The 18,234-nt window shown below is 62.6% G+C and carries 13 protein-coding genes; 5 read left to right on the top strand and 8 right to left on the bottom strand.

The window, feature by feature from the left end:
• Positions 1-52: 52 nt before the first annotated feature.
• Positions 53-1,117 (bottom strand): hypothetical protein, encoded by a 1,065-nt coding sequence (locus QIW53_RS18405; RefSeq protein ID WP_371051049.1) that lies wholly within the window; start codon positions 1,115-1,117, stop codon positions 53-55.
• Between the two features lie 314 nt (positions 1,118-1,431).
• On the opposite strand from QIW53_RS18405, the gene mexE reads away from it, so the two are divergent.
• From mexE to QIW53_RS18390, 3 genes are read left to right on the top strand one after another with little or no spacing between them, the layout of a single operon-like run.
• Positions 1,432-2,685, top strand: a complete 1,254-nt coding sequence (mexE, locus tag QIW53_RS18400) for a multidrug efflux RND transporter periplasmic adaptor subunit MexE (protein WP_371051047.1) — start codon at positions 1,432-1,434, stop codon at positions 2,683-2,685.
• Positions 2,686-2,700: 15 nt separating this feature from the next.
• Positions 2,701-5,889, top strand: coding sequence for an efflux RND transporter permease subunit (locus tag QIW53_RS18395; RefSeq protein WP_371051045.1), 3,189 nt, complete (start codon positions 2,701-2,703; stop codon positions 5,887-5,889).
• Positions 5,889-7,310, top strand: a complete 1,422-nt coding sequence (locus QIW53_RS18390; protein WP_371051044.1) for an efflux transporter outer membrane subunit — start codon at positions 5,889-5,891, stop codon at positions 7,308-7,310. Before QIW53_RS18395 ends, QIW53_RS18390 begins: the two co-directional genes overlap by 1 nt.
• A gap of 175 nt (positions 7,311-7,485) precedes the next feature.
• Here the strand turns inward: QIW53_RS18390 and QIW53_RS18385 are convergent, their stop codons facing one another.
• The 4 genes from QIW53_RS18385 to QIW53_RS18370 form a co-directional block, all read right to left on the bottom strand.
• Positions 7,486-8,430 (bottom strand): HlyD family efflux transporter periplasmic adaptor subunit, encoded by a 945-nt coding sequence (locus QIW53_RS18385; RefSeq protein WP_371051042.1) that lies wholly within the window; start codon positions 8,428-8,430, stop codon positions 7,486-7,488.
• Positions 8,431-8,434: 4 nt separating this feature from the next.
• Positions 8,435-8,635, bottom strand: a complete 201-nt coding sequence (locus QIW53_RS18380) for a DUF1656 domain-containing protein (protein WP_371051041.1) — start codon at positions 8,633-8,635, stop codon at positions 8,435-8,437.
• Positions 8,625-10,760 carry an FUSC family protein gene (locus QIW53_RS18375; protein ID WP_371051040.1) on the bottom strand — a complete coding sequence of 712 codons (2,136 nt, stop codon included), beginning with the start codon at positions 10,758-10,760 and terminating at the stop codon, positions 8,625-8,627. The genes QIW53_RS18380 and QIW53_RS18375 overlap by 11 nt, the downstream gene beginning before the upstream one ends.
• A gap of 128 nt (positions 10,761-10,888) precedes the next feature.
• Positions 10,889-11,998, bottom strand: a complete 1,110-nt coding sequence (locus QIW53_RS18370; RefSeq protein ID WP_371051039.1) for a PilT/PilU family type 4a pilus ATPase — start codon at positions 11,996-11,998, stop codon at positions 10,889-10,891.
• 117 nt (positions 11,999-12,115) lie between these two features.
• Between QIW53_RS18370 and QIW53_RS18365 the strand changes: the two genes are divergently transcribed.
• Both QIW53_RS18365 and QIW53_RS18360 read left to right on the top strand, forming a co-directional pair.
• Positions 12,116-14,644, top strand: a complete 2,529-nt coding sequence (locus QIW53_RS18365; RefSeq protein ID WP_371051037.1) for a PAS domain-containing hybrid sensor histidine kinase/response regulator — start codon at positions 12,116-12,118, stop codon at positions 14,642-14,644.
• A 74-nt stretch (positions 14,645-14,718) separates the two neighbouring features.
• Positions 14,719-14,994 carry a peptidylprolyl isomerase gene (locus tag QIW53_RS18360; protein ID WP_007933743.1) on the top strand — a complete coding sequence of 92 codons (276 nt, stop codon included), beginning with the start codon at positions 14,719-14,721 and terminating at the stop codon, positions 14,992-14,994.
• Between the two features lie 59 nt (positions 14,995-15,053).
• Here QIW53_RS18360 and QIW53_RS18355 read toward each other — a convergent pair whose 3' ends face one another.
• From QIW53_RS18355 to QIW53_RS18345, 3 genes are all read right to left on the bottom strand, one after another.
• A complete protein-coding gene (locus QIW53_RS18355; protein WP_371051036.1) occupies positions 15,054-15,971 on the bottom strand; it encodes a sugar kinase in 918 nt (305 codons plus the stop codon).
• Positions 15,972-16,114: 143 nt separating this feature from the next.
• Complete coding sequence (locus QIW53_RS18350; protein WP_371051035.1) at positions 16,115-17,332, bottom strand: amino acid deaminase; 1,218 nt, start codon at positions 17,330-17,332, stop codon at positions 16,115-16,117.
• Positions 17,333-17,365: 33 nt separating this feature from the next.
• Positions 17,366-18,130: an IclR family transcriptional regulator gene (locus QIW53_RS18345; RefSeq protein WP_371051034.1), complete on the bottom strand. Its 765-nt coding sequence runs from the start codon at positions 18,128-18,130 to the stop codon at positions 17,366-17,368.
• Positions 18,131-18,234 lie beyond the last annotated feature (104 nt).

Here is an 18,234-nt window from a genome sequence, read left to right as displayed (position 1 = left end):
TGTGGGAGCAAGTCTGCTCCCACAGGGGCTTCAGCGAGCATGGCAATTGCCGTCACTCGAAATGAATACGCAGCCCCGCCATGGCCAGGATGATCGTCACGGCCAGCAATGCCGAGAACACGATGCCTGCGACCAATACCCGAGTGGCCGTCGTTTCATTGACCCGGTGCGCAATCATCACCCCACGCAACCCGCAGAACGCATGGGCGATGACAAAGAACACCGCCAGCAGGTAGTACGGCAGCAGGCGTATGTTCCAGGCATCGTGCAACAGGCCGGCCGGCGCGCCCACCGCAAAACCCCAGTCGGTTTCGATATTGAAGTAGCTGCGCGCGAGGTAGAGCACGGCATTCACATGACTGATCACCGCAAAGATCAGGAAAACCCCGCCAGCGATCTGAAACGAGCGAATGGCATCCGCCGGGCGCCGGGTCATGCGCCAGGCCATGTAGCCGCCGCTGATCACCAGGAACAGGAAGCTGGCGATGAGCAGTGGCTCGATCAATGTCGAGCGATAGACCACCCGCAGGACTTTCATCACCGCCAGATGAGCGTCTGGCCCAATCAGCCCGACCAGGTGGTTACTGAAGTGGAAGCACAGATACACCACCGCCAACGCTGCCGCCACGCCGTGCCAGCGCCGCATGTTGGCGTGGGACGTTTGCGATTCGGGCTGACGCCGCAACGGCGTGCGATCGGCGAACGCAATCATCACCATCAACGCCGCCCACACGAACGTGAGAAAGCCAACATCCCAGGTCGGATGCCCCAATAAAAGAAACAGCACGCCGGTCAGGGTGAACATGGGCGCAACGGCCACCGAGAGGAAGGCAACCCGGCGAGCCAGCACCTCGGCGGCACTGGGCTGGATCAGCTTGCCCAATCGAGTGGCGGTCAATAAACCCCACAGCGGCAACACAATGGCGACCAGCAACATCAGTCCGGCACCCAGCCAGCTCCCAAAGCCGCCCCCCTGGGAAATCGAGACACGCATCGCGTCGTAGCCCATCAACAGGTACGGGTACAAAAGCGCGACAATGGGCCCCACAAACCAATCGGTGCGGGCGCTGACTTGCTCCAGTGTGTATGCCGGCAGGTCTTTGGAGGACTGGGCCATCGGATAATCCTTGAACGTTGGAAGAATCCGCATGATCCCCACTGACTGGACCAAAGTATTGATCCATTACGCCGATATCGCACTGGTCCACTTCCCCAGCGCGCTCAGAGCGGCCAGGGCCGACTGATGCGTTCTGCGCAATACTGAATTTCCATCGACCGCATTGATGTCGCCACCCCTGACGTGCATGCTAGAGGGCTGAGCGCAGGCTTATATCATTCCGAATGATAGTTACCTTCGCTTCGTTCGATTCGTGCGACAGCCCTCCCGCCACTCATCATCCGCCCATTCTCAATACATTGGCGGATGCATCCATGGAACAATCACTCAAACATTTGCGCTTCCCCCTGGCCGTCCTGGCCGTGCTGGTGATGAGCGCCTGCGGCAAGGCCCCCGAAACTGCGGCGACCATGCCTGCAGCCAAGGTCAGCGTTGCCAAGGTGCTGGAACAACCGGTCAATGAGTGGGATGAATTCACCGGGCGCCTCGAAGCGCCGGAAACCGTCGAGATCCGTCCACGGGTTTCCGGTCAGATCGACGATGTCGCGTTCACCGAAGGCGCACTGGTCAAGAAAGGCGACCTGCTGTTCCAGATCGACCCACGCCCCTTCCAGGCTGAGGTCCGCCGCCTCGAAGCACTGGTTGCCCAATCCCGCGCCAACGCCACCCGCAGTGAAAACGAAGCCCAGCGCGGTGAGCGCCTGCGCACCAGCAACGCAATCTCTGCCGAGTTGGCCGATTCCCGTACCAGTGCCGCCCAGGAAGCCCGCGCTGCCGTTGGCGCCCTGCAAGCGCAATTGGACCTGGCCAAGCTGAACCTGAGTTTCACCCGCGTCACCGCGCCGATCAGTGGCCGCGTCAGCCGTGCGGAAATCACCGCCGGCAACCTGGTCACCGCCGACACCACGGCCCTGACCAGCGTGGTCTCCACCGACAAGGTCTATGCCTACTTCGACGCTGACGAGCGTGTATTCCTCAAGTACACCCAGCTCGCTCGCCAGGGCAAACGTGGTGCGACCACCCCGGTTTACCTCGGACTGTCCAACGAAGACGGCAACCCGCACCTGGGCCAGATGAACTTCGTCGACAACCAGGTCAACCCGAAAACCGGCACCATCCGGGGTCGTGCGGTGTTCGACAACAGCGACGGCAACTACACCCCGGGCCTCTATGCACGCCTGAAACTGGTGGGCAGCGGCACCTACAATGCCATGCTGATCAACGACGAAGCGGTCGGCACCGACTTGGGCAAGAAGTTCGTGCTGGTGATCGATGGCAACAACAATACGGCTTACCGCCCGGTTGAACTGGGTCCGAAAATAGAAGGCCTGCGTATCGTGCGCAGCGGCCTGAACAAGGACGACACCATTATCGTCAAGGGCTTGCAGCGGGTCCGTCCGGGTTCGCCGGTCACCCCGGAAGTGATCCCGATGGCCAGCGAACAAACCCTCGCGGCCCTCGCTCAACAACGACAAGCGCTGGAAGCCAGCAACCTGCCCCAGGTCGCGCCTGCCAAGGCCGCGCCGGGTTCGGCTGTGAAGCTGGCTGCTGCGTCTCCACGCGGTTAAGGGATAACGACTCCGATGAATTTTTCCAAGTTCTTCATTACTCGGCCGATCTTCGCAGCGGTGTTGTCGCTGCTGATCCTGATCGCCGGTGCCATCTCGCTGTTCCAGTTGCCGATCAGCGAATACCCGGAAGTCGTGCCGCCCACAGTGGTCGTCCGTGCCAACTTCCCCGGCGCCAACCCAAAAGTCATCGGTGAAACCGTGGCCGCTCCCCTGGAGCAAGCCATCACCGGGGTCGAGAACATGCTGTACATGTCTTCGCAATCCACCGCTGACGGCAAGATCACCCTGACCATCACCTTCGCCCTGGGCACCGACCTGGACAACGCGCAGGTTCAGGTGCAGAACCGTGTGACCCGGACCGAGCCCAAGCTTCCCGAAGAAGTGACACGTATCGGTATCACCGTGGACAAGGCATCGCCCGACCTGACCATGGTCGTGCACTTGACCTCGCCGGACAAACGCTACGACATGCTCTACCTGTCCAACTATGCCCTGCTCAACATCAAGGATGAGCTGGCGCGCCTGGGCGGTGTCGGCGATGTGCAACTGTTCGGCATGGGTGATTACTCGCTGCGGGTCTGGCTCGACCCGAACAAGACCGCTTCGCGCAACCTGACCGCCACCGACGTGGTCACCGCCATCCGCGAGCAGAACCGCCAGGTGGCTGCCGGCCAACTGGGCGCGCCCCCTGCCCCGAATGCCCAGAGCTTCCAGCTGTCGATCAACACCCAGGGCCGTCTGGTCTCTGAGGAAGAGTTCGAGAACATCATCATTCGTGCAGGCGACAACGGCGAGATCACCCGCCTCAAGGACATCGCCCGCGTCGAGCTGGGGTCCAGCCAATACGCCCTGCGTTCGCTGCTGAACAATCAGCCGGCAGTGGCGATCCCGATCTTCCAGCGCCCAGGTTCGAACGCGATCGATATTTCGAACCAGGTCCGCGGAAAAATGGACGAGTTGAAGAAGAACTTCCCGCAAGGCATGGACTACAGCATCGTCTATGACCCGACGATCTTCGTGCGCGGCTCCATCGAAGCGGTGGTTCACACCCTCTTCGAAGCGCTGATCCTCGTGGTCCTGGTGGTGATCCTGTTCCTGCAAACCTGGCGCGCCTCGATCATTCCGTTGGTGGCGGTGCCGGTATCGTTGATCGGTACCTTTGCGGTGATGCACCTGTTCGGCTTCTCGCTCAATGCCCTGTCGCTCTTCGGTTTGGTACTGGCCATCGGTATCGTGGTGGACGACGCCATCGTGGTGGTGGAGAACGTCGAACGTAATATCGAGCTGGGCCTGGAACCGTTCGAGGCCACCAAAAAAGCCATGAGCGAAGTGACCGGTCCGATCATTGCCACGGCACTGGTGCTGTGCGCCGTGTTCGTCCCTGCCGCGTTCATCTCCGGCCTCACCGGGCAGTTCTACAAGCAGTTCGCCTTGACCATCGCGATCTCCACCGTGATTTCGGCCTTCAACTCGCTGACCCTGTCGCCAGCGCTGGCCGCCGTGCTGCTCAAGGGGCATGACGCACCCAAGGACCGCTTCTCCCGGATTCTGGACAAGTTGTTCGGTGGCTGGTTGTTCCGCCCCTTCAACCGATTCTTCGAAAAAGCCAGCCATGGTTACGTTGGCACAGTGGCCCGCGTGATTCGCAGCAGCGGCATCGCCCTGTTGCTGTACGCAGGCCTGATGGTGCTGACCTTCTTCGGTTTCTCCAGCACCCCGACCGGTTTCGTACCCGGCCAGGACAAGCAATACCTGGTGGCCTTCGCCCAACTGCCGGACGCCGCGAGCCTGGACCGTACCGAAGACGTGATCAAGCGCATGTCCGACCTGGCCCTGAAACAGCCAGGCGTGGAAAGCGCCGTGGCCTTCCCGGGCCTGTCGATCAACGGCTTCACCAACAGCCCGAACGCCGGCATCGTGTTCGTGACCCTCAAACCCTTCGACGAGCGTAAAGACCCGAGCATGTCCGCCGGTGCCATCGCCGGCGCCCTGAACGGCCAATACGCCGGTATCCAGGAAGCCTACATGGCGATCTTCCCGCCACCGCCGGTCCAGGGCCTGGGCACCATTGGTGGGTTCCGCCTGCAGATCGAAGACCGGGGCAACCTGGGCTACGAAGAACTGTACAAGCAGACCATGAACGTCATCGCCAAGAGCCATAACGTTCCGGAACTGGCCGGCCTGTTCACCAGCTACACCGTGAACGTGCCCCAGGTCGATGCCGCCATCGACCGTGAAAAAGCCAAGACCCACGGCGTGGCCGTCAGCGACATCTTCGACACCCTGCAGATCTACCTGGGTTCGCTGTATGCCAACGACTTCAACCGCTTCGGTCGTACCTATCAGGTCAACGTTCAGGCCGAGCAACAGTTCCGCCTTGAAGCCGACCAGATCGGCCAGTTGAAAGTGCGCAACAACAGAGGCGAGATGATCCCGCTGGCGACCTTCATCAAGGTCACCGATACCTCGGGTCCGGACCGCGTGATGCACTACAACGGTTTCATCACCGCTGAAATCAACGGCGCCGCCGCCCCTGGCTACAGCTCCGGCCAGGCCGAAGCCGCGATCGAGAAACTGCTCAAGGAAGAACTGCCCAACGGCATGACTTACGAGTGGACCGACCTGACCTACCAGCAGATTCTGTCCGGCAACACCGCGCTGTTCGTGTTCCCGCTCTGCGTACTGCTGGCGTTCCTGGTACTCGCCGCGCAATACGAAAGCTGGAGCCTGCCGCTGGCGGTGATCCTGATCGTACCGATGACCCTGCTGTCGGCCATCACCGGTGTGATTGCGTCGGGCGGCGACAACAACATCTTCACCCAGATCGGCTTGATCGTACTGGTGGGGCTTGCGTGCAAGAACGCGATCCTGATCGTCGAGTTCGCCAAGGACAAACAGCTCGAAGGCCTGAACCCGCTGGCTGCGGTGCTGGAAGCTTGCCGCCTGCGTCTGCGTCCGATCCTGATGACCTCCTTCGCGTTCATCATGGGTGTGGTGCCTCTGGTGTTCTCCAGCGGTGCCGGTGCCGAAATGCGTCATGCCATGGGCGTGGCGGTGTTCTCCGGAATGCTCGGGGTGACCTTCTTCGGTCTGTTGCTGACGCCGGTGTTCTATGTGTTGATCCGTAACTTCGTGGAGCGTGGCGAAGCCCGCAAAGCGGCCAAGGCGCAAAAAGTGCCATCGCAACTGGAGGCGCATTGATGAGCCTGAAAGCCTTCCTGCCGAGTCTGCTGGTACTGGCGCTGAGCGCCTGTGCCGTCGGCCCGGACTACAAGACCCCGGCCACTGACCCGGCCAACATCACCACCGCGACCGACGGCGCGGCCGGTCAGAAGAACTTCGACCGCTCGCGGTTCGAAGGCATCTGGTGGCAGCAGTTCGACGACCCGACCCTCAACCAGTTGGTGACGCAGTCCCTGCAAGGCAACCGTGACCTGCGCGTCGCCTTCGCCCGCTGGAAAGCGGCCCGGGCGATTCGCGATGACGTCAGCAACGACGCCATGCCGACCATCACCAGCCGCGCCAGCAGCGACCTGGGCAAAGGTCAGATTCCTGGCCAGACGACAAGCCGGGTCAACAGCGAACGCTATGACCTGGGGCTGGACATGGCCTGGGAACTGGACCTGTTCGGACGCATCCAGCGCAACCTGGAGTCCAGCGACGCCGAGCAGCAGGCTGCCGAAGCCGATCTGTACCAACTGCAAGTCACCATGATTGCCGAACTGGTGGACGCCTACGGTCAACTGCGCGGTGCGCAACTGCGCGAAAAGATCGCCCTGGCCAACCTGAACAACCAGCAGGAATCGCGCAAGATCACCATCAGCCTGCGTGACGCCGGTGTCGGTGATCAACTGGATGTCGAGCGCGCCGATGCGCGCCTGGCAGCGGTCGAAGCCAGCGTGCCGCAATTGCAGGCGGAACAGGTTCGGCAGAAAAACCGGATCGCCACCCTGCTGGGTGAACGCCCGAACACGCTGAGCGTCGACCTCGGTCCGAAAGACCTGCCGGCGATTGCCAAGGCCTTGCCGATCGGTGATCCGGGCGAACTGCTGCAACGTCGCCCGGACATCCTCAGCGCCGAACGCAGACTGGCCTCGGCCACCGCGCGCATCGGCGTCGCCAAGGCCGACCTGTTCCCCCGGGTCAGCCTCAGCGGCTTCCTCGGCTGGACCGCCGGACGCGGTTCGCAGATCGGCTCTTCGGCCGCCAATGCCTGGGCCCTCGGCCCGAGCATCACCTGGGCCGCGTTCGACCTGGGCAGCGTGCGCGCGCGTTTGCGTGGAGCCGATGCCGAGGCCGAAGGCGCCCTGGCGACCTATGAACAGCAAGTGCTGCTGGCGCTGGAAGAATCGGAAAATGCGTTCAGCGACTACGGCAAACGCCAGCAACGCCTGATTTCGCTGATTCGTCAAAGCGAATCCAGCCGCGCGGCAGCCGACCTGGCGCAGATTCGCTATCGCGAAGGCACGGCCGACTTCCTCGTCCTGCTCGACGCACAACGCGAGCGCCTGGCGGCTGAAGACAGCCAGGCCCAGGCGGAAATCGACTTGTATCGCGGCATCGTAGCGATCTACAAGGCCCTTGGCGGCGGTTGGCAACCGGAGACGGTCGCCAGCAAGTAACCGAGCTCTTTTGGTTGGCAGCAATCAACCAAATTTTGGCCCCGCACCTCATTCGGTCGCGGGGCTTTTTTGTCTCACGGAATGCTCCGCGATGGTCGTCAATGATGACGCGGGTTGTCTGACAGCCAGCGGTGTTTGTGCCTCCATCGCGAGCAAGCTCGCTCCTACAGGGGGGTCAGTTTTCCTCGACGCTGACGGTGGCGGTTGTTCCGGCCCGCAACTGGTCCTTGCCGGCGTAGTCGGCATCGATGCGAATCCGCACCGGCACCCGTTGCGCCAGTTTGACCCAGGTGTAGCTGGGGTTGATGTTGGCCAGCAGGCGGCCGCCGGGCAGGTTTTCTCGGTCGGCGATGGCGAAGGCGATGCTTTGTACGCTGCCGCCGAAACGTTCGCCGCTCATCAGTTGGATATCGACCCGGTCACCTACGGCGATCCGCGGCAACTTGGTTTCCTCGAAATAACCGCTGACGTAGAACGAATCGCTGTCCACCAGCGCGACCAACGGACCGCCCGCCGTGGCGTAGTCGCCCTGACGGGTCAACAGGTTGGTGACATAGCCGCTGACCGGCGACTCCACTCGGGTGCGCTCCAGGTCGTGTTCGGCCTCGGCCAGCGCGGCGATGGCCAGTTGCACGTTGGCCTGGGCGAAGCTCAGGTTGGCCTGATTACGCAGCAGATCCGCCTGGGCCACCGAGACGTCGGTATTGGACTTTTCCCACTCTTCGCCGGAGATCGCCGCGCCCTCCTTGAGCGTTCGACGCCGACGCTCTTCGCTTTGACGCTGCTTGAGCAAGGCCTGGCTCGCCACGATGGCGGCGTCCGACTGGCCCAACGAAGCCTTCGCCACCTCCACCGAACGTTTGGCATGCTCCACCGCCAGGGCATAACGTGATGGATCGATTTCCAGCAATAGCTGCCCCTTCTGCACATGCTGGTTGTCCTGCACCGCCAGGTTGACGATGCGACCCGCCACATCCGCAGACAAGGTCACCACGTCGGCCCGCACCCGCGCATCACGGGTCCAGGGTGCCCGGGTGTAATGCTCCCAGGCGAACCAGCCGAGTACAAAGGCCAACACCACAATGACCACTGTCGTGAGTCGGGCAAGGATCTTGTTCAATGCATCACGCTCCCATCAACAGAATCAGAGTGGCACACACACAGGCGTACAACGCCCCTTCGAACAGGGCTTCATGCCAGACGAACTGCAACACCCCCAGGCGCCGAAGAATCCAGTCCAATAGCAGGAAAAGCGGCAGGCCGAGCAACAGCGCCTGGGCAATCGGCGGCAGGTAGACCCCACCTATTTCCAGATCAATGGGCAAGAGCAGGTACTCCTTGCGGCGAGGCCGATTCGAAATGACGACGGTGGCGTTGCAGGAACGACACCACGATCAACAGCGCGACGCGCATGCGGAACACCGACCACAGTTGTTCGTGGACGCTGCAATGCAGCGCGTCCAGCTCATCGCCCAGGGCCTGCAGGCTGGCGAGCACAACGTCGACGTTGACGTCCGGACGGCCGGCAATCAACCGACCGGTCTGCCGAATCGTGGCGAACAACCGCCCCTGCATTTCAGCACTCAGCAAGGCATTGTTCTGCGCCTGCTGGCGCAACTGGTTCAGCGCAATACCCACGGCCATGCAGCCCAGACTGACGTCGAACAGCGCGCGCGCGGACTTGTCCTGGATGGCCGGCAACAGCCCCAGCATGGCGGTCAGGCGGTCGACCATGCGACTCTCGAAGGCAAACTGGTTTTCGTCGGTGGCGGGGATTTTCATCAAGGCATGCACCTGCTCACGGTTCTCCCGGTGCAAGCGCTGGATACGCAGCACCGGCCTGAAGGGAAAGATCAGCGCATACACACTCAAGGCCAGGGCGGTGGCGCAGACATAGGCACCGGCAAACTCGAACCACTGGGTCGCGGTGTTCTGCCCGAGCCCGGTGTTCTGCGGCCCCAGCATCAACAGCGTGATCAGCCCCAGGGCAATCCCGGTGCCTGTGGTCGGCGGGCTCGACAAGCCCACCGCTACCGCATAGAGCACCGGCGCGAGCACCAGTGCCAACAGTTCGAACGTGCTGATCATCGGCACCAGGGCAAATTGCAGCACCGCCGACACCACCAGCGCGAGCCCCATCCCCCTGGCGAAGCCCTGAGCCGCCAGGAGCGGCCTGGGAAACGTCGCCATCAGCGAACAGAGAATGCCGGTGACGATCATGCCGCCCCGGGCACCGTCCCAACCGGTTTCGATCCAGATCAGGCCGGCCACCATCAGCGCAAAAAAGGCGCGGACCGCGTTCATCGCCGCCAGCGTGTAGTCCATGTGCAGGGTGTTTTTCTGCCCGCGATAAAGGCTGCTGGCACGGCGTCCACTCTGGATCGCATCGCTTAACTCCAGAATGGTTTCAAATTGCTGAACCAGCCGCGCCTGCTCCCAGCGCAACGACCACGACAAGGAGCGCAGCGTCGCTTGGAGTGGCTCGACCAGTTGCTCGGAACGGTAGGCCAGCTCGTCGAAACGCTTTTGCAGCGCAGAGAACTGACGCTTTTGCTCAGCCGGCATCGTCCGGCCCAGACGAGCCAACTCATCGAGCAGTTGTACTTCATCGGCGAGCAACTGCTGGATGTCCACCGGAATGTCGCCCTCCCAACGCTCCAGCAACAACTCGCGCTGGTGACGCAACGCGGTCAGCCGCGCGGTCAGCAGCACCAGTTGATTGCCGAGCAACTGCACCAGGTCGTCGGCACTGCGCAGGCGCGGTGCGTCGTAATACAGGTGCCGGCGCACGCCCTCCAGCGCGCCGATCTGCCCGAGCAGCTGCATTTGCCGTTGCTGGAAATCAGCCTCGCTCTCCTCGGTGCGGATCACCGCGCTGGCATGGGTGGCGAGTAGCCGAATGATCTGATCGATCTTGTTGAAGTAGTCACGGGCGACGTTTTCCGGACGCGCCGTCAGCAGGCTGACCACGCACACGCAGGCCACCGCCAGCAGCGTTTCCGTGACGCGGGTCACGGCCAGCATGAAGGTGCCGTCCTGGTCGGGCACCGCCAGCAGTCCGACCACCACCGCCGTGTAGCCGCTGAGCACAAATGCGCCGGAACTGGTGTAGCGCAACAGGGTACCGCCCGCTGTACACAGGGCCAGCCAAAGGGCCAGGGTGACCAGAAATGGCAGCGGCGCCTGGGGGAATAACGCCATGATGATCACCGCCACCACCGCCCCGACGGTGGTGCCAATGACCTGGCCAAAGCTGCGCGCCAGGGTCATGCCGGCCGACGGCTGGCTGACGATGACCACGGCCATGATCGACCATTTGGGCTGGTCCAGGTCGAACACGAATGCGAGGTACAGGGTCAACAGCCCGGCAGCGATGGTTCTCAAGCCAAACAGCACAACGCCGGGGCCTGGGTGCACGATCGCCTTGAAGTACTGCAGCAGCGCTGGCATGGGGGTGCTCTTCAGGGATTCTCAAGCAAGCGTAGACACAGGTTGGGGGTTTGGCTGTGGGAGCTGGCTTGCCAGCGATGGGGCCGTCACTGTCAACCTCTTCCTCAAGTGAACGATTTCTGCCGCTGCTAATCCATCAACCCCCACTCCCCCGTCGACGGCTTGGCCCCGGCCGTCGATTCGGCGTGCAGCTTCAGGCGCAGGCGCAGATTGTTCACCGAGTCGGCGTATTTCAGCGCCTCTTCCTCACTGATCGCCCCTTCCACCACCAGGTCGAACAGCGCGCCGTCGTAGGTCTGCATGCCCGCCTCCGAAGATTTCTCCATGATGCCCTTGAGCTCGGCGATTTCATTGCGGCGGATCAGGTCACCGATGGTCGGCGTGCCGATCATCACTTCCACCGCCGCCCTGCGCTGACCGTCGCGGGTGCGCACCAGGCGCTGGGATACACAGGCCTTGAGGTTGTTGCCCAGGTCATGCAGCAGTTGCGTGTGCCGCTCCTCTGGAAAGAAATTGACGATGCGATCCAGTGCCTGATGGGCGTTGTGGGCATGCAAGGTGGAGATCACCAGGTGCCCGGTATCGGCGAACGCCAGTGCATGCTCCATGGTTTCGCGGTCGCGGATTTCACCGATCAGCACCACGTCCGGGGCCTGGCGCAGGGTGTTTTTCAGCGCCGCATGGAAACTGCGGGTGTCGACACCCACCTCACGCTGGTTGATGATCGATTTGCGGTGGCGATGGATGAATTCAACCGGGTCTTCAATGGTGATGATGTGCCCGCTGCTGTGCCGGTTGCGATAATCGATCAACGCCGCCAGTGAGGTCGATTTGCCCGACCCCGTGGCGCCGACGACCAGCATCAGCCCTTGCTTGAGCATGATCATGTCCAGCAGCACCGATGGCAGGTTGAGGTCTTCGAAACGCGGAATGTCGAGTTTGATGTTGCGCGCGACGATCGACACATCGTTGCGTTGCTTGAACACGTTGACCCGAAAGCGCCCAATACCGGCCAACGAGATCGCCAGGTTCATTTCCAGTTCCCGATCGAACTCCAGCCGTTGCTCGGCGTCCATGATGGACAGGGCGATCGCGGCAATTTCACCGGGTTTGAAGGGCTGGTGATTCAAGGGTTTGAGCACGCCATCGAACCGCGCGCAGGGAGGCGCGCCCGTGGACAGGTACAGATCGGATCCATCCTGGCTGGCCAGGACCTTCAATAGCGCATCGATTTCCATGGCAAAGCGCACCCGCGAAACATTCAATGAAAAAAATGACCGGATAATCGGTCATGCAGCATGTACCGCACTAGGATAGTAGACTGCGCCACCCTGGCAGACGTGCAGGAAATTTTGATGAATCCATCCCCCATAGGCAGCGATACCCAGGCCTTGATTGCCAGACTGGACTGGTCGAGCACCCCGTTGGGCGCCGCCAGCACCTGGCCGCAGAGCCTGCGAACCGCCGTGGACATCGTTATTCACTCCCCCATGCCGATGCTGCTGCTGTGGGGGCCGGAGCTCACGCAGATCTACAACGACGGGTTCGCCCTGCTCGTCGGCAACCAGCACCCCCGGGCATTCGGACAACCGACCTATCAGATGTGGCCGGAGCTTCGGGACTTCACCGGGCCGATCTACAGCGCCGTCCTGCAGGGTCAGGTGCGAACCTACAGCGAACAACGCTTTACCCTGCACCGGGATGGCAAGGACGCCGACCTCTGGCTGGATTTGACCTACAGCCCGATCCGCGATGAAAACGCCGAGGTCGCCGGCATCCTGGTGACCGCCATCCAGACCAACGAACGCCGGCGCATCGCCCTCGAGCTCGAACAGCGCTCGGCGGCAAGCCTCAAGGCCCAGCGCGAAACCGAGGAACGCCTGCAACTGGCACTGGCGGCCACCAACGCGGTCGGCACATGGGACTGGGATATCAGCGAAGATCGCTTCATCGTCGACAGCCATTTCGCCCAGTTGCACGGCGTCGATCCGCAACTCGCCAGCCAGTTGCCCATCAGCGCCTACCTCGAGGGCGTGCACCCCGAAGACCGGGCGATGATCACCCGCAGCATCAAGCAGTGCATCACCCAAGGCAGTGAATACGCCGTGGAGTATCGCCTGTTGCAAGTCGACGGCCAGTTACGCTGGGTGTTCGCCCGGGGCCGCTGCTACAAGGATCACCATGGCCGGCCGATGCGGTTCCTGGGCGCCGCCCTCGACCTGACCGAGCGCAAGCAGACCGAGCAGGCCCTGCGTCAGAGCCAGACCGAATTGCAACTGATCATCAACGCCATGCCGATCCTGATCAGCTATGTCGACAGCGAGGAGCGTTTTCGCCTGAACAATTCGGCGTACCTGAACTGGTACGGCCTGACCCCGCAGGAGCTTTACGGCCGGACCATTCGCGAGGTACTGGGCGAGGAGGCCTACGCACTGCGCGCCCAATACATCGCCCAAGCCCTGGCGGGCAAGGCCTGCTGTTTCAGTATCCGCACGCCACACGGTGACGGCACTACCCGCCAGGCGCTGATGAACTACCTGCCCCGGCACGGCGCCGATGGCGCGGTCAACGGCTTCTACATTTTCGTGATCGACGAAACCGAACGCAAACAGACCGAAGAAGCCCTGCGCAACCTCAATGAAACCCTGGAAGAGCGCGTCGCGTCCCGCACCCAGCAACTGGCGGATGCCAACCAGCGCCTGCAGAACGAGATGTTCGAACGCGAGCGCGCCGAGGACGCCTTGCGCCATGCGCAGAAGATGGAAGCGGTAGGCCAGCTCACCGGCGGCATCGCCCACGACTTCAACAACATGCTCACCGGGATCATTGGTAGCCTCGACATGATTCAGCGTTACATCGCCGAAGGTCGGGCCAGCGAAGTCGGTCGTTTCACCGAAGCGGCGGTGTCCTCGGCCAACCGCGCCGCAGCCCTCACCCATCGCCTGCTCGCCTTCTCCCGGCGCCAGTCGCTGGACCGCAAACCGTTGATCGCCAACACGCTGATTCATTCGCTGGAGGATCTGTTCAGTCGCACCAAGGGCGATCACATTGAACTGACGCTGGACCTGGCCGACGACATCTGGCCGGTCAGCACCGACGTCAGCCAACTGGAAAACGCCCTGCTCAACCTGGTGATCAACGCCCGCGACGCCATGCCCGACGGTGGTGAGCTGTTGGTCAAGACCGCCAACGTTCATCTGGACGGCCAGGACATCGGGCCGCTGGAGCCGGTCAAGGCCGGTGAGTACGTGATGATCGCCGTCAGCGACAACGGCACCGGGATGACGCCCTCCGTGCGCGCCAAGGCATTTGATCCGTTCTTCACCACCAAACCCATCGGCCAGGGCACTGGCCTGGGGCTTTCGATGATCTACGGCTTTGCCCAGCAGTCCGGTGGCCACGTCAGCCTCGACAGCCAGCCAGGCCAAGGCACTTGCGTGCGCCTGTACCTGCCGCGTTTGCAGGACCCGGTAGTGGAAAACACCTTGCTGCCGTTCAGCGGGGCGGCACCGGCGGCGATTGCCGGCGAAACCGTGGTGCTGGTCGAGGACGACCCGGCGGTGCGCATGCTGGTGTTCGATCTGCTGAGGGAGCTGGGTTACCACGCCCACGAAGCCGCCGATGCGAAGACCGTCCTGCCCTTGCTGGAGTCCGATTTGCGCATCGACCTGCTGGTGACCGATGTCGGGCTGCCGGGCATGAACGGCCGGCAGCTGGCAGAAATCGCCCGCCAGCACCGGCCGCAATTGAAAGTGCTGTTCATGACCGGTTACGCAGAGAAAGCCGCCGAACGCCAGGGCTTCCTCGAAGAAGGCATGGACATGGTGGCCAAGCCGTTTTCCGTCGATCTGCTGGCCAACAAGATACGCACGATGATCGGCTAAGCCGACGGCGTTAGGGCATAATCCCCCGCCCTCGCCGTCACGCACACAGCCATCACCGTTACAAGGTACTGCCGATGAAAGCTCAAGCCCGCCATATTCTGGTGAAAACCTCGGAAGAAGCCGAGCAGCTCAAACAACGCATCGCCAAGGGTGAAGCCTTCGATGTGCTGGCCAAGAAGTATTCGACCTGCCCGTCGGGCAAGCGCGGCGGCGATCTGGGCGAAGTCCGACCGGGGCAGATGGTCGGGGCGATCGATGCGGTCATCTTCAAGAAACCGCTGCGGGTGGTGCATGGGCCGATCAAGAGCAAGTTCGGGTATCACCTGGTGCAGGTGTTTTATCGGGATTGAGGCTGGGGCCAAGACCGAATCGTCGGAACGCCGCCTGGAGCAGGCGGCCATCCACTGATTTACCTGGGAATCAACGCCCCCGGCACCTGAATCACCCGACTTGCCAACCCATGCCCCGCCTCGGCCGCCTCGACCGGGCTTGCCCCCATCAACCGACTCGCCAGATACGCCGCACTGAACGAGTCCCCCGCCGCCGTCGTATCCACCACCCGCGCAACCTTCTGCGCCGGCACCTCGAACGACTCGCCACCACAGCTAATCAGACACGCCTCGGCGCCGCGCTTTAGCACCACTTCGGGCGTGCCGATCTGTTCATAAGCGGCAAACACCGCGTCGCAATCGGCAAAGTGGAACAACGCCTGTTCGTCGTCGACGGTCAGCAACGCCAGGTCAATGTACGGCAGCACGCTGCGATACGCGGCCCGCGCCTCCTCGACCGACGCCCACAGGCGAGGCCGGTAATTGTTGTCGAAGACGATCCGCGCATCGCGCAGCCGCGCATCGATCAGCACCTCCAGCAATTTCGCCCGCCCTTGTGCGCCGAGCACTGCCAGGGTGATGCCGCTGAAATACAGCACGTCGTAATCCGGTAGCGCCTTGAGGATCGGTGCGGCCGCCGGGGTGGTGAAGCAGTCGCGCACCGCCGCTTCATTGCGCCAGTAGAGAAAGCGCCGCTCGCCGCTGGCATCGGTCTGGATGCAATACAGCCCCGGTAGACGACCCGGCAGTCGCTGAACCCTGTCCAGGCCGATGTTTTCCTCGGCCCAGCTGCGGCACATGGCGTCGCTGAAACTGTCATCGCCCAGGGCGGTGACGTAATCCACCGCGCCGCGCGCGCCCAGTTCCCGTGACAGGTAGATCGCCGTGTTCAGGGTATCGCCACCGAAGCTCTGGTGCAGACTGCCATCGGCGCGGTGTTGCAGTTCGATCATGCATTCGCCAATGAGGGCGATGCGGGGGGTGTGGGGGGTGTTCATGGGTGCACATGTTCCTGTTGCTGCGTTGTCTGGTCTGGCCCTATCGCGAGCAGGCTCGCTCCCACAGGTTTCCATACGACCCTGTGGGAGCGAGCTTGCTCCGGGCGGCGTTCCGACGATGGCCTCACTGCGGTTTCAAGGCTTCAGAAACAGGTTTCCATGGTCTCGATCACGGTCAGTTGTTCATCCACCAGACACCCCACCCGCCACTTGTCGAACGTCAGGCACGGGTGCGAGGTGCCGAACGAGACGATGTCCCCCACGCGCAACTCCACCCCCGGCGCCACGGTCATGAACGCATGCTGGTCCATCACCGCCGTCACCTTGCAGGCGCTGACATCATCGCCCTTGGCCGGCACCACGCCGGCCTTGTAGCGCAGCAGCGGCACCGGTAACCCGGCGTCATACGCCACGTCGCGCTTGCCCAGGGCAACCACGGCAAATCCCGGTTCCGGCAACGATTGCACGTGCGCCCAGATCTCCAGCGCCGGGCGCAGGCCCTCGTGCAAATCGCTGCGCCGGTCGAGCACGCAGCATTGCGCTTCCTTGTAGATGCCATGGTCGTGCGCCACGTAGCTGCCGGGACGCAACACGCTGAGGAATCGCCCGCCAGCGTTCTGCGCTTCGAAGGACTCGGCGATCAGGTCGTACCAGGCCGAACCCGACGCGGTGATGATCGGCTTGGCAATGGCGAAAGCGCCGCTGTCCTGCAACTGCACCGCCAGACGCACCAGTGACGCGGCAAATTGACGAATGCCGCTGACAGCGTGATCGCCATGAATCACCCCTTCGTAGCCTTCGATCCCGGTCAGCGCCAGTGCCGGCTGGGCGTCGATGGCCTTGGCCAGGTCGAGGACTTCCTGTTCGGTGCGGCACCCGCAACGACCGCCGACCACGCCGTACTCGATCATCACGTTCAGGCGCACGCCACGGGAAGCGAAATACGCCCCCAGGTCCGCGACGTTGTCCGGGTGATCGACCATGCAGTAGAAATCGAAGTCGCCGGCCTGCAGCAGGTCGGCAATCAGCGCCATGTTCGGTGTGCCGACCAGTTGATTGGCCATCAACACCCGACGCACGCCATGGGCATAGGCCGCACGGGTTTGCGTGGCGCTGGCCAGGGTAATGCCCCAGGCTCCGGCGTCGAGTTGGCGGCGAAACAGCGCCGGGGTCATGCTGGTCTTGCCATGGGGTGCCAGCTCGGCACCGCTGTTGCTGACGAAGGTTTGCATCCAGCGAATGTTGTGTTCCAGCGCTTCACGGTGCAGCACCAGCACCGGCAGGCTGACGTCGCGAACCAGATGATCGCCGGTGTGGGCAAAACCCTTTTCCACGGCAGCGGTATGACGGGCAGTAGACATGATCGAGCTCCTCGCGGCCGCAGGCAGCCGCTGTTATTCGTTGATACGCCGGGCGAGGCTGTTGGCGCTGTCGATCAGCACCCGGCGATAGTCGTTGTAGTTGTTTTTGGCATCGGCCCGTGGCGCGACGATGCACAGGGTCGCGATGGCGACGCCGTTGGCATCCTTGACCGGCGCGGCAAAGCAATGGGTGAAGGTGTCGGCGACGCTGTCGAAGGAGAAAAAGCCATCGATGCCGGCCTGGCGGATTTCACCGAGGAACTGCTCCAGCGGCAGGCGCTCGCCGTCCGGCAGGATGAAGTCGTCGGGGTCGATCAGGTCGACGATGGCCTGGTCGCTCAGGTGCGCCAGCAGTAACCGGCCGGAGGCCGTCCAGGGAATCGGTGCGTTTTCGCCGATGTCCGAGGAAATGCGAAAATGCCGCTCACCCTCCTTCATCAGCGCCACCGTGTATTTGCGCCCGTTGAGCAGGCACATCTGCGCGGTTTCGCGGGTCTGGCTGACGATCTCCTGCAAGGCATGGTCGGCCTCGCGGGTCAGGTCGAAGTGCCGCAGATGCGCCTGCCCGAGAAAATACAGCTGACGGCCGAGGTAGACGTGACCTTCCTTGCCCACGGGCTCGAGAATGCGCCGCTCCAGCAGCGAGGCCACCAGTTCATAGACCGTGGACTTGGGGCTGCCGATGCCGCTGGCGATGTCATTCGGGCGCAGCGGCTGGCCGATCTCCTTGAGGAAATCGAGAATATCGAACGCCCGGTCCAGACCCCGGGCCCGGCGTTTGATGGTGTCTTCGGTCATGTCAGTGGTTCCCATTGAAAATGCCGGGAGTTTACCTAGAGTTCAGCGGTGGCTGTGAGGCCGCCATCGCGAGCAGGCTCGCTCCCACATGGACATGCAACTCC

The sequence above is a fragment of the Pseudomonas fluorescens genome (genome assembly GCF_041354075.1).
In the GTDB taxonomy this organism is placed as follows: Bacteria; Pseudomonadota; Gammaproteobacteria; order Pseudomonadales; family Pseudomonadaceae; genus Aquipseudomonas; species Aquipseudomonas fluorescens_CE.
This window is presented reverse-complemented; position numbering and strand designations above follow the sequence as displayed.

Excerpts from the sequence above, each read along its gene's own strand:
- QIW53_RS18405 (WP_371051049.1), bottom strand. The coding sequence starts at position 1,117 with ATGGCCCAGTCCTCCAAAGACCTGCCGGCATACACACTGGAGCAAGTC.
- mexE (WP_371051047.1), top strand. The coding sequence starts at position 1,432 with ATGGAACAATCACTCAAACATTTGCGCTTCCCCCTGGCCGTCCTGGCC.
- QIW53_RS18395 (WP_371051045.1), top strand. The coding sequence starts at position 2,701 with ATGAATTTTTCCAAGTTCTTCATTACTCGGCCGATCTTCGCAGCGGTG.
- QIW53_RS18390 (WP_371051044.1), top strand. The coding sequence starts at position 5,889 with ATGAGCCTGAAAGCCTTCCTGCCGAGTCTGCTGGTACTGGCGCTGAGC.
- QIW53_RS18375 (WP_371051040.1), bottom strand. The coding sequence starts at position 10,760 with ATGCCAGCGCTGCTGCAGTACTTCAAGGCGATCGTGCACCCAGGCCCC.
- QIW53_RS18370 (WP_371051039.1), bottom strand. The coding sequence starts at position 11,998 with ATGGAAATCGATGCGCTATTGAAGGTCCTGGCCAGCCAGGATGGATCC.
- QIW53_RS18365 (WP_371051037.1), top strand. The coding sequence starts at position 12,116 with ATGAATCCATCCCCCATAGGCAGCGATACCCAGGCCTTGATTGCCAGA.
- QIW53_RS18360 (WP_007933743.1), top strand. The coding sequence starts at position 14,719 with ATGAAAGCTCAAGCCCGCCATATTCTGGTGAAAACCTCGGAAGAAGCC.
- QIW53_RS18355 (WP_371051036.1), bottom strand. The coding sequence starts at position 15,971 with ATGAACACCCCCCACACCCCCCGCATCGCCCTCATTGGCGAATGCATG.
- QIW53_RS18350 (WP_371051035.1), bottom strand. The coding sequence starts at position 17,332 with ATGTCTACTGCCCGTCATACCGCTGCCGTGGAAAAGGGTTTTGCCCAC.
- QIW53_RS18345 (WP_371051034.1), bottom strand. The coding sequence starts at position 18,130 with ATGACCGAAGACACCATCAAACGCCGGGCCCGGGGTCTGGACCGGGCG.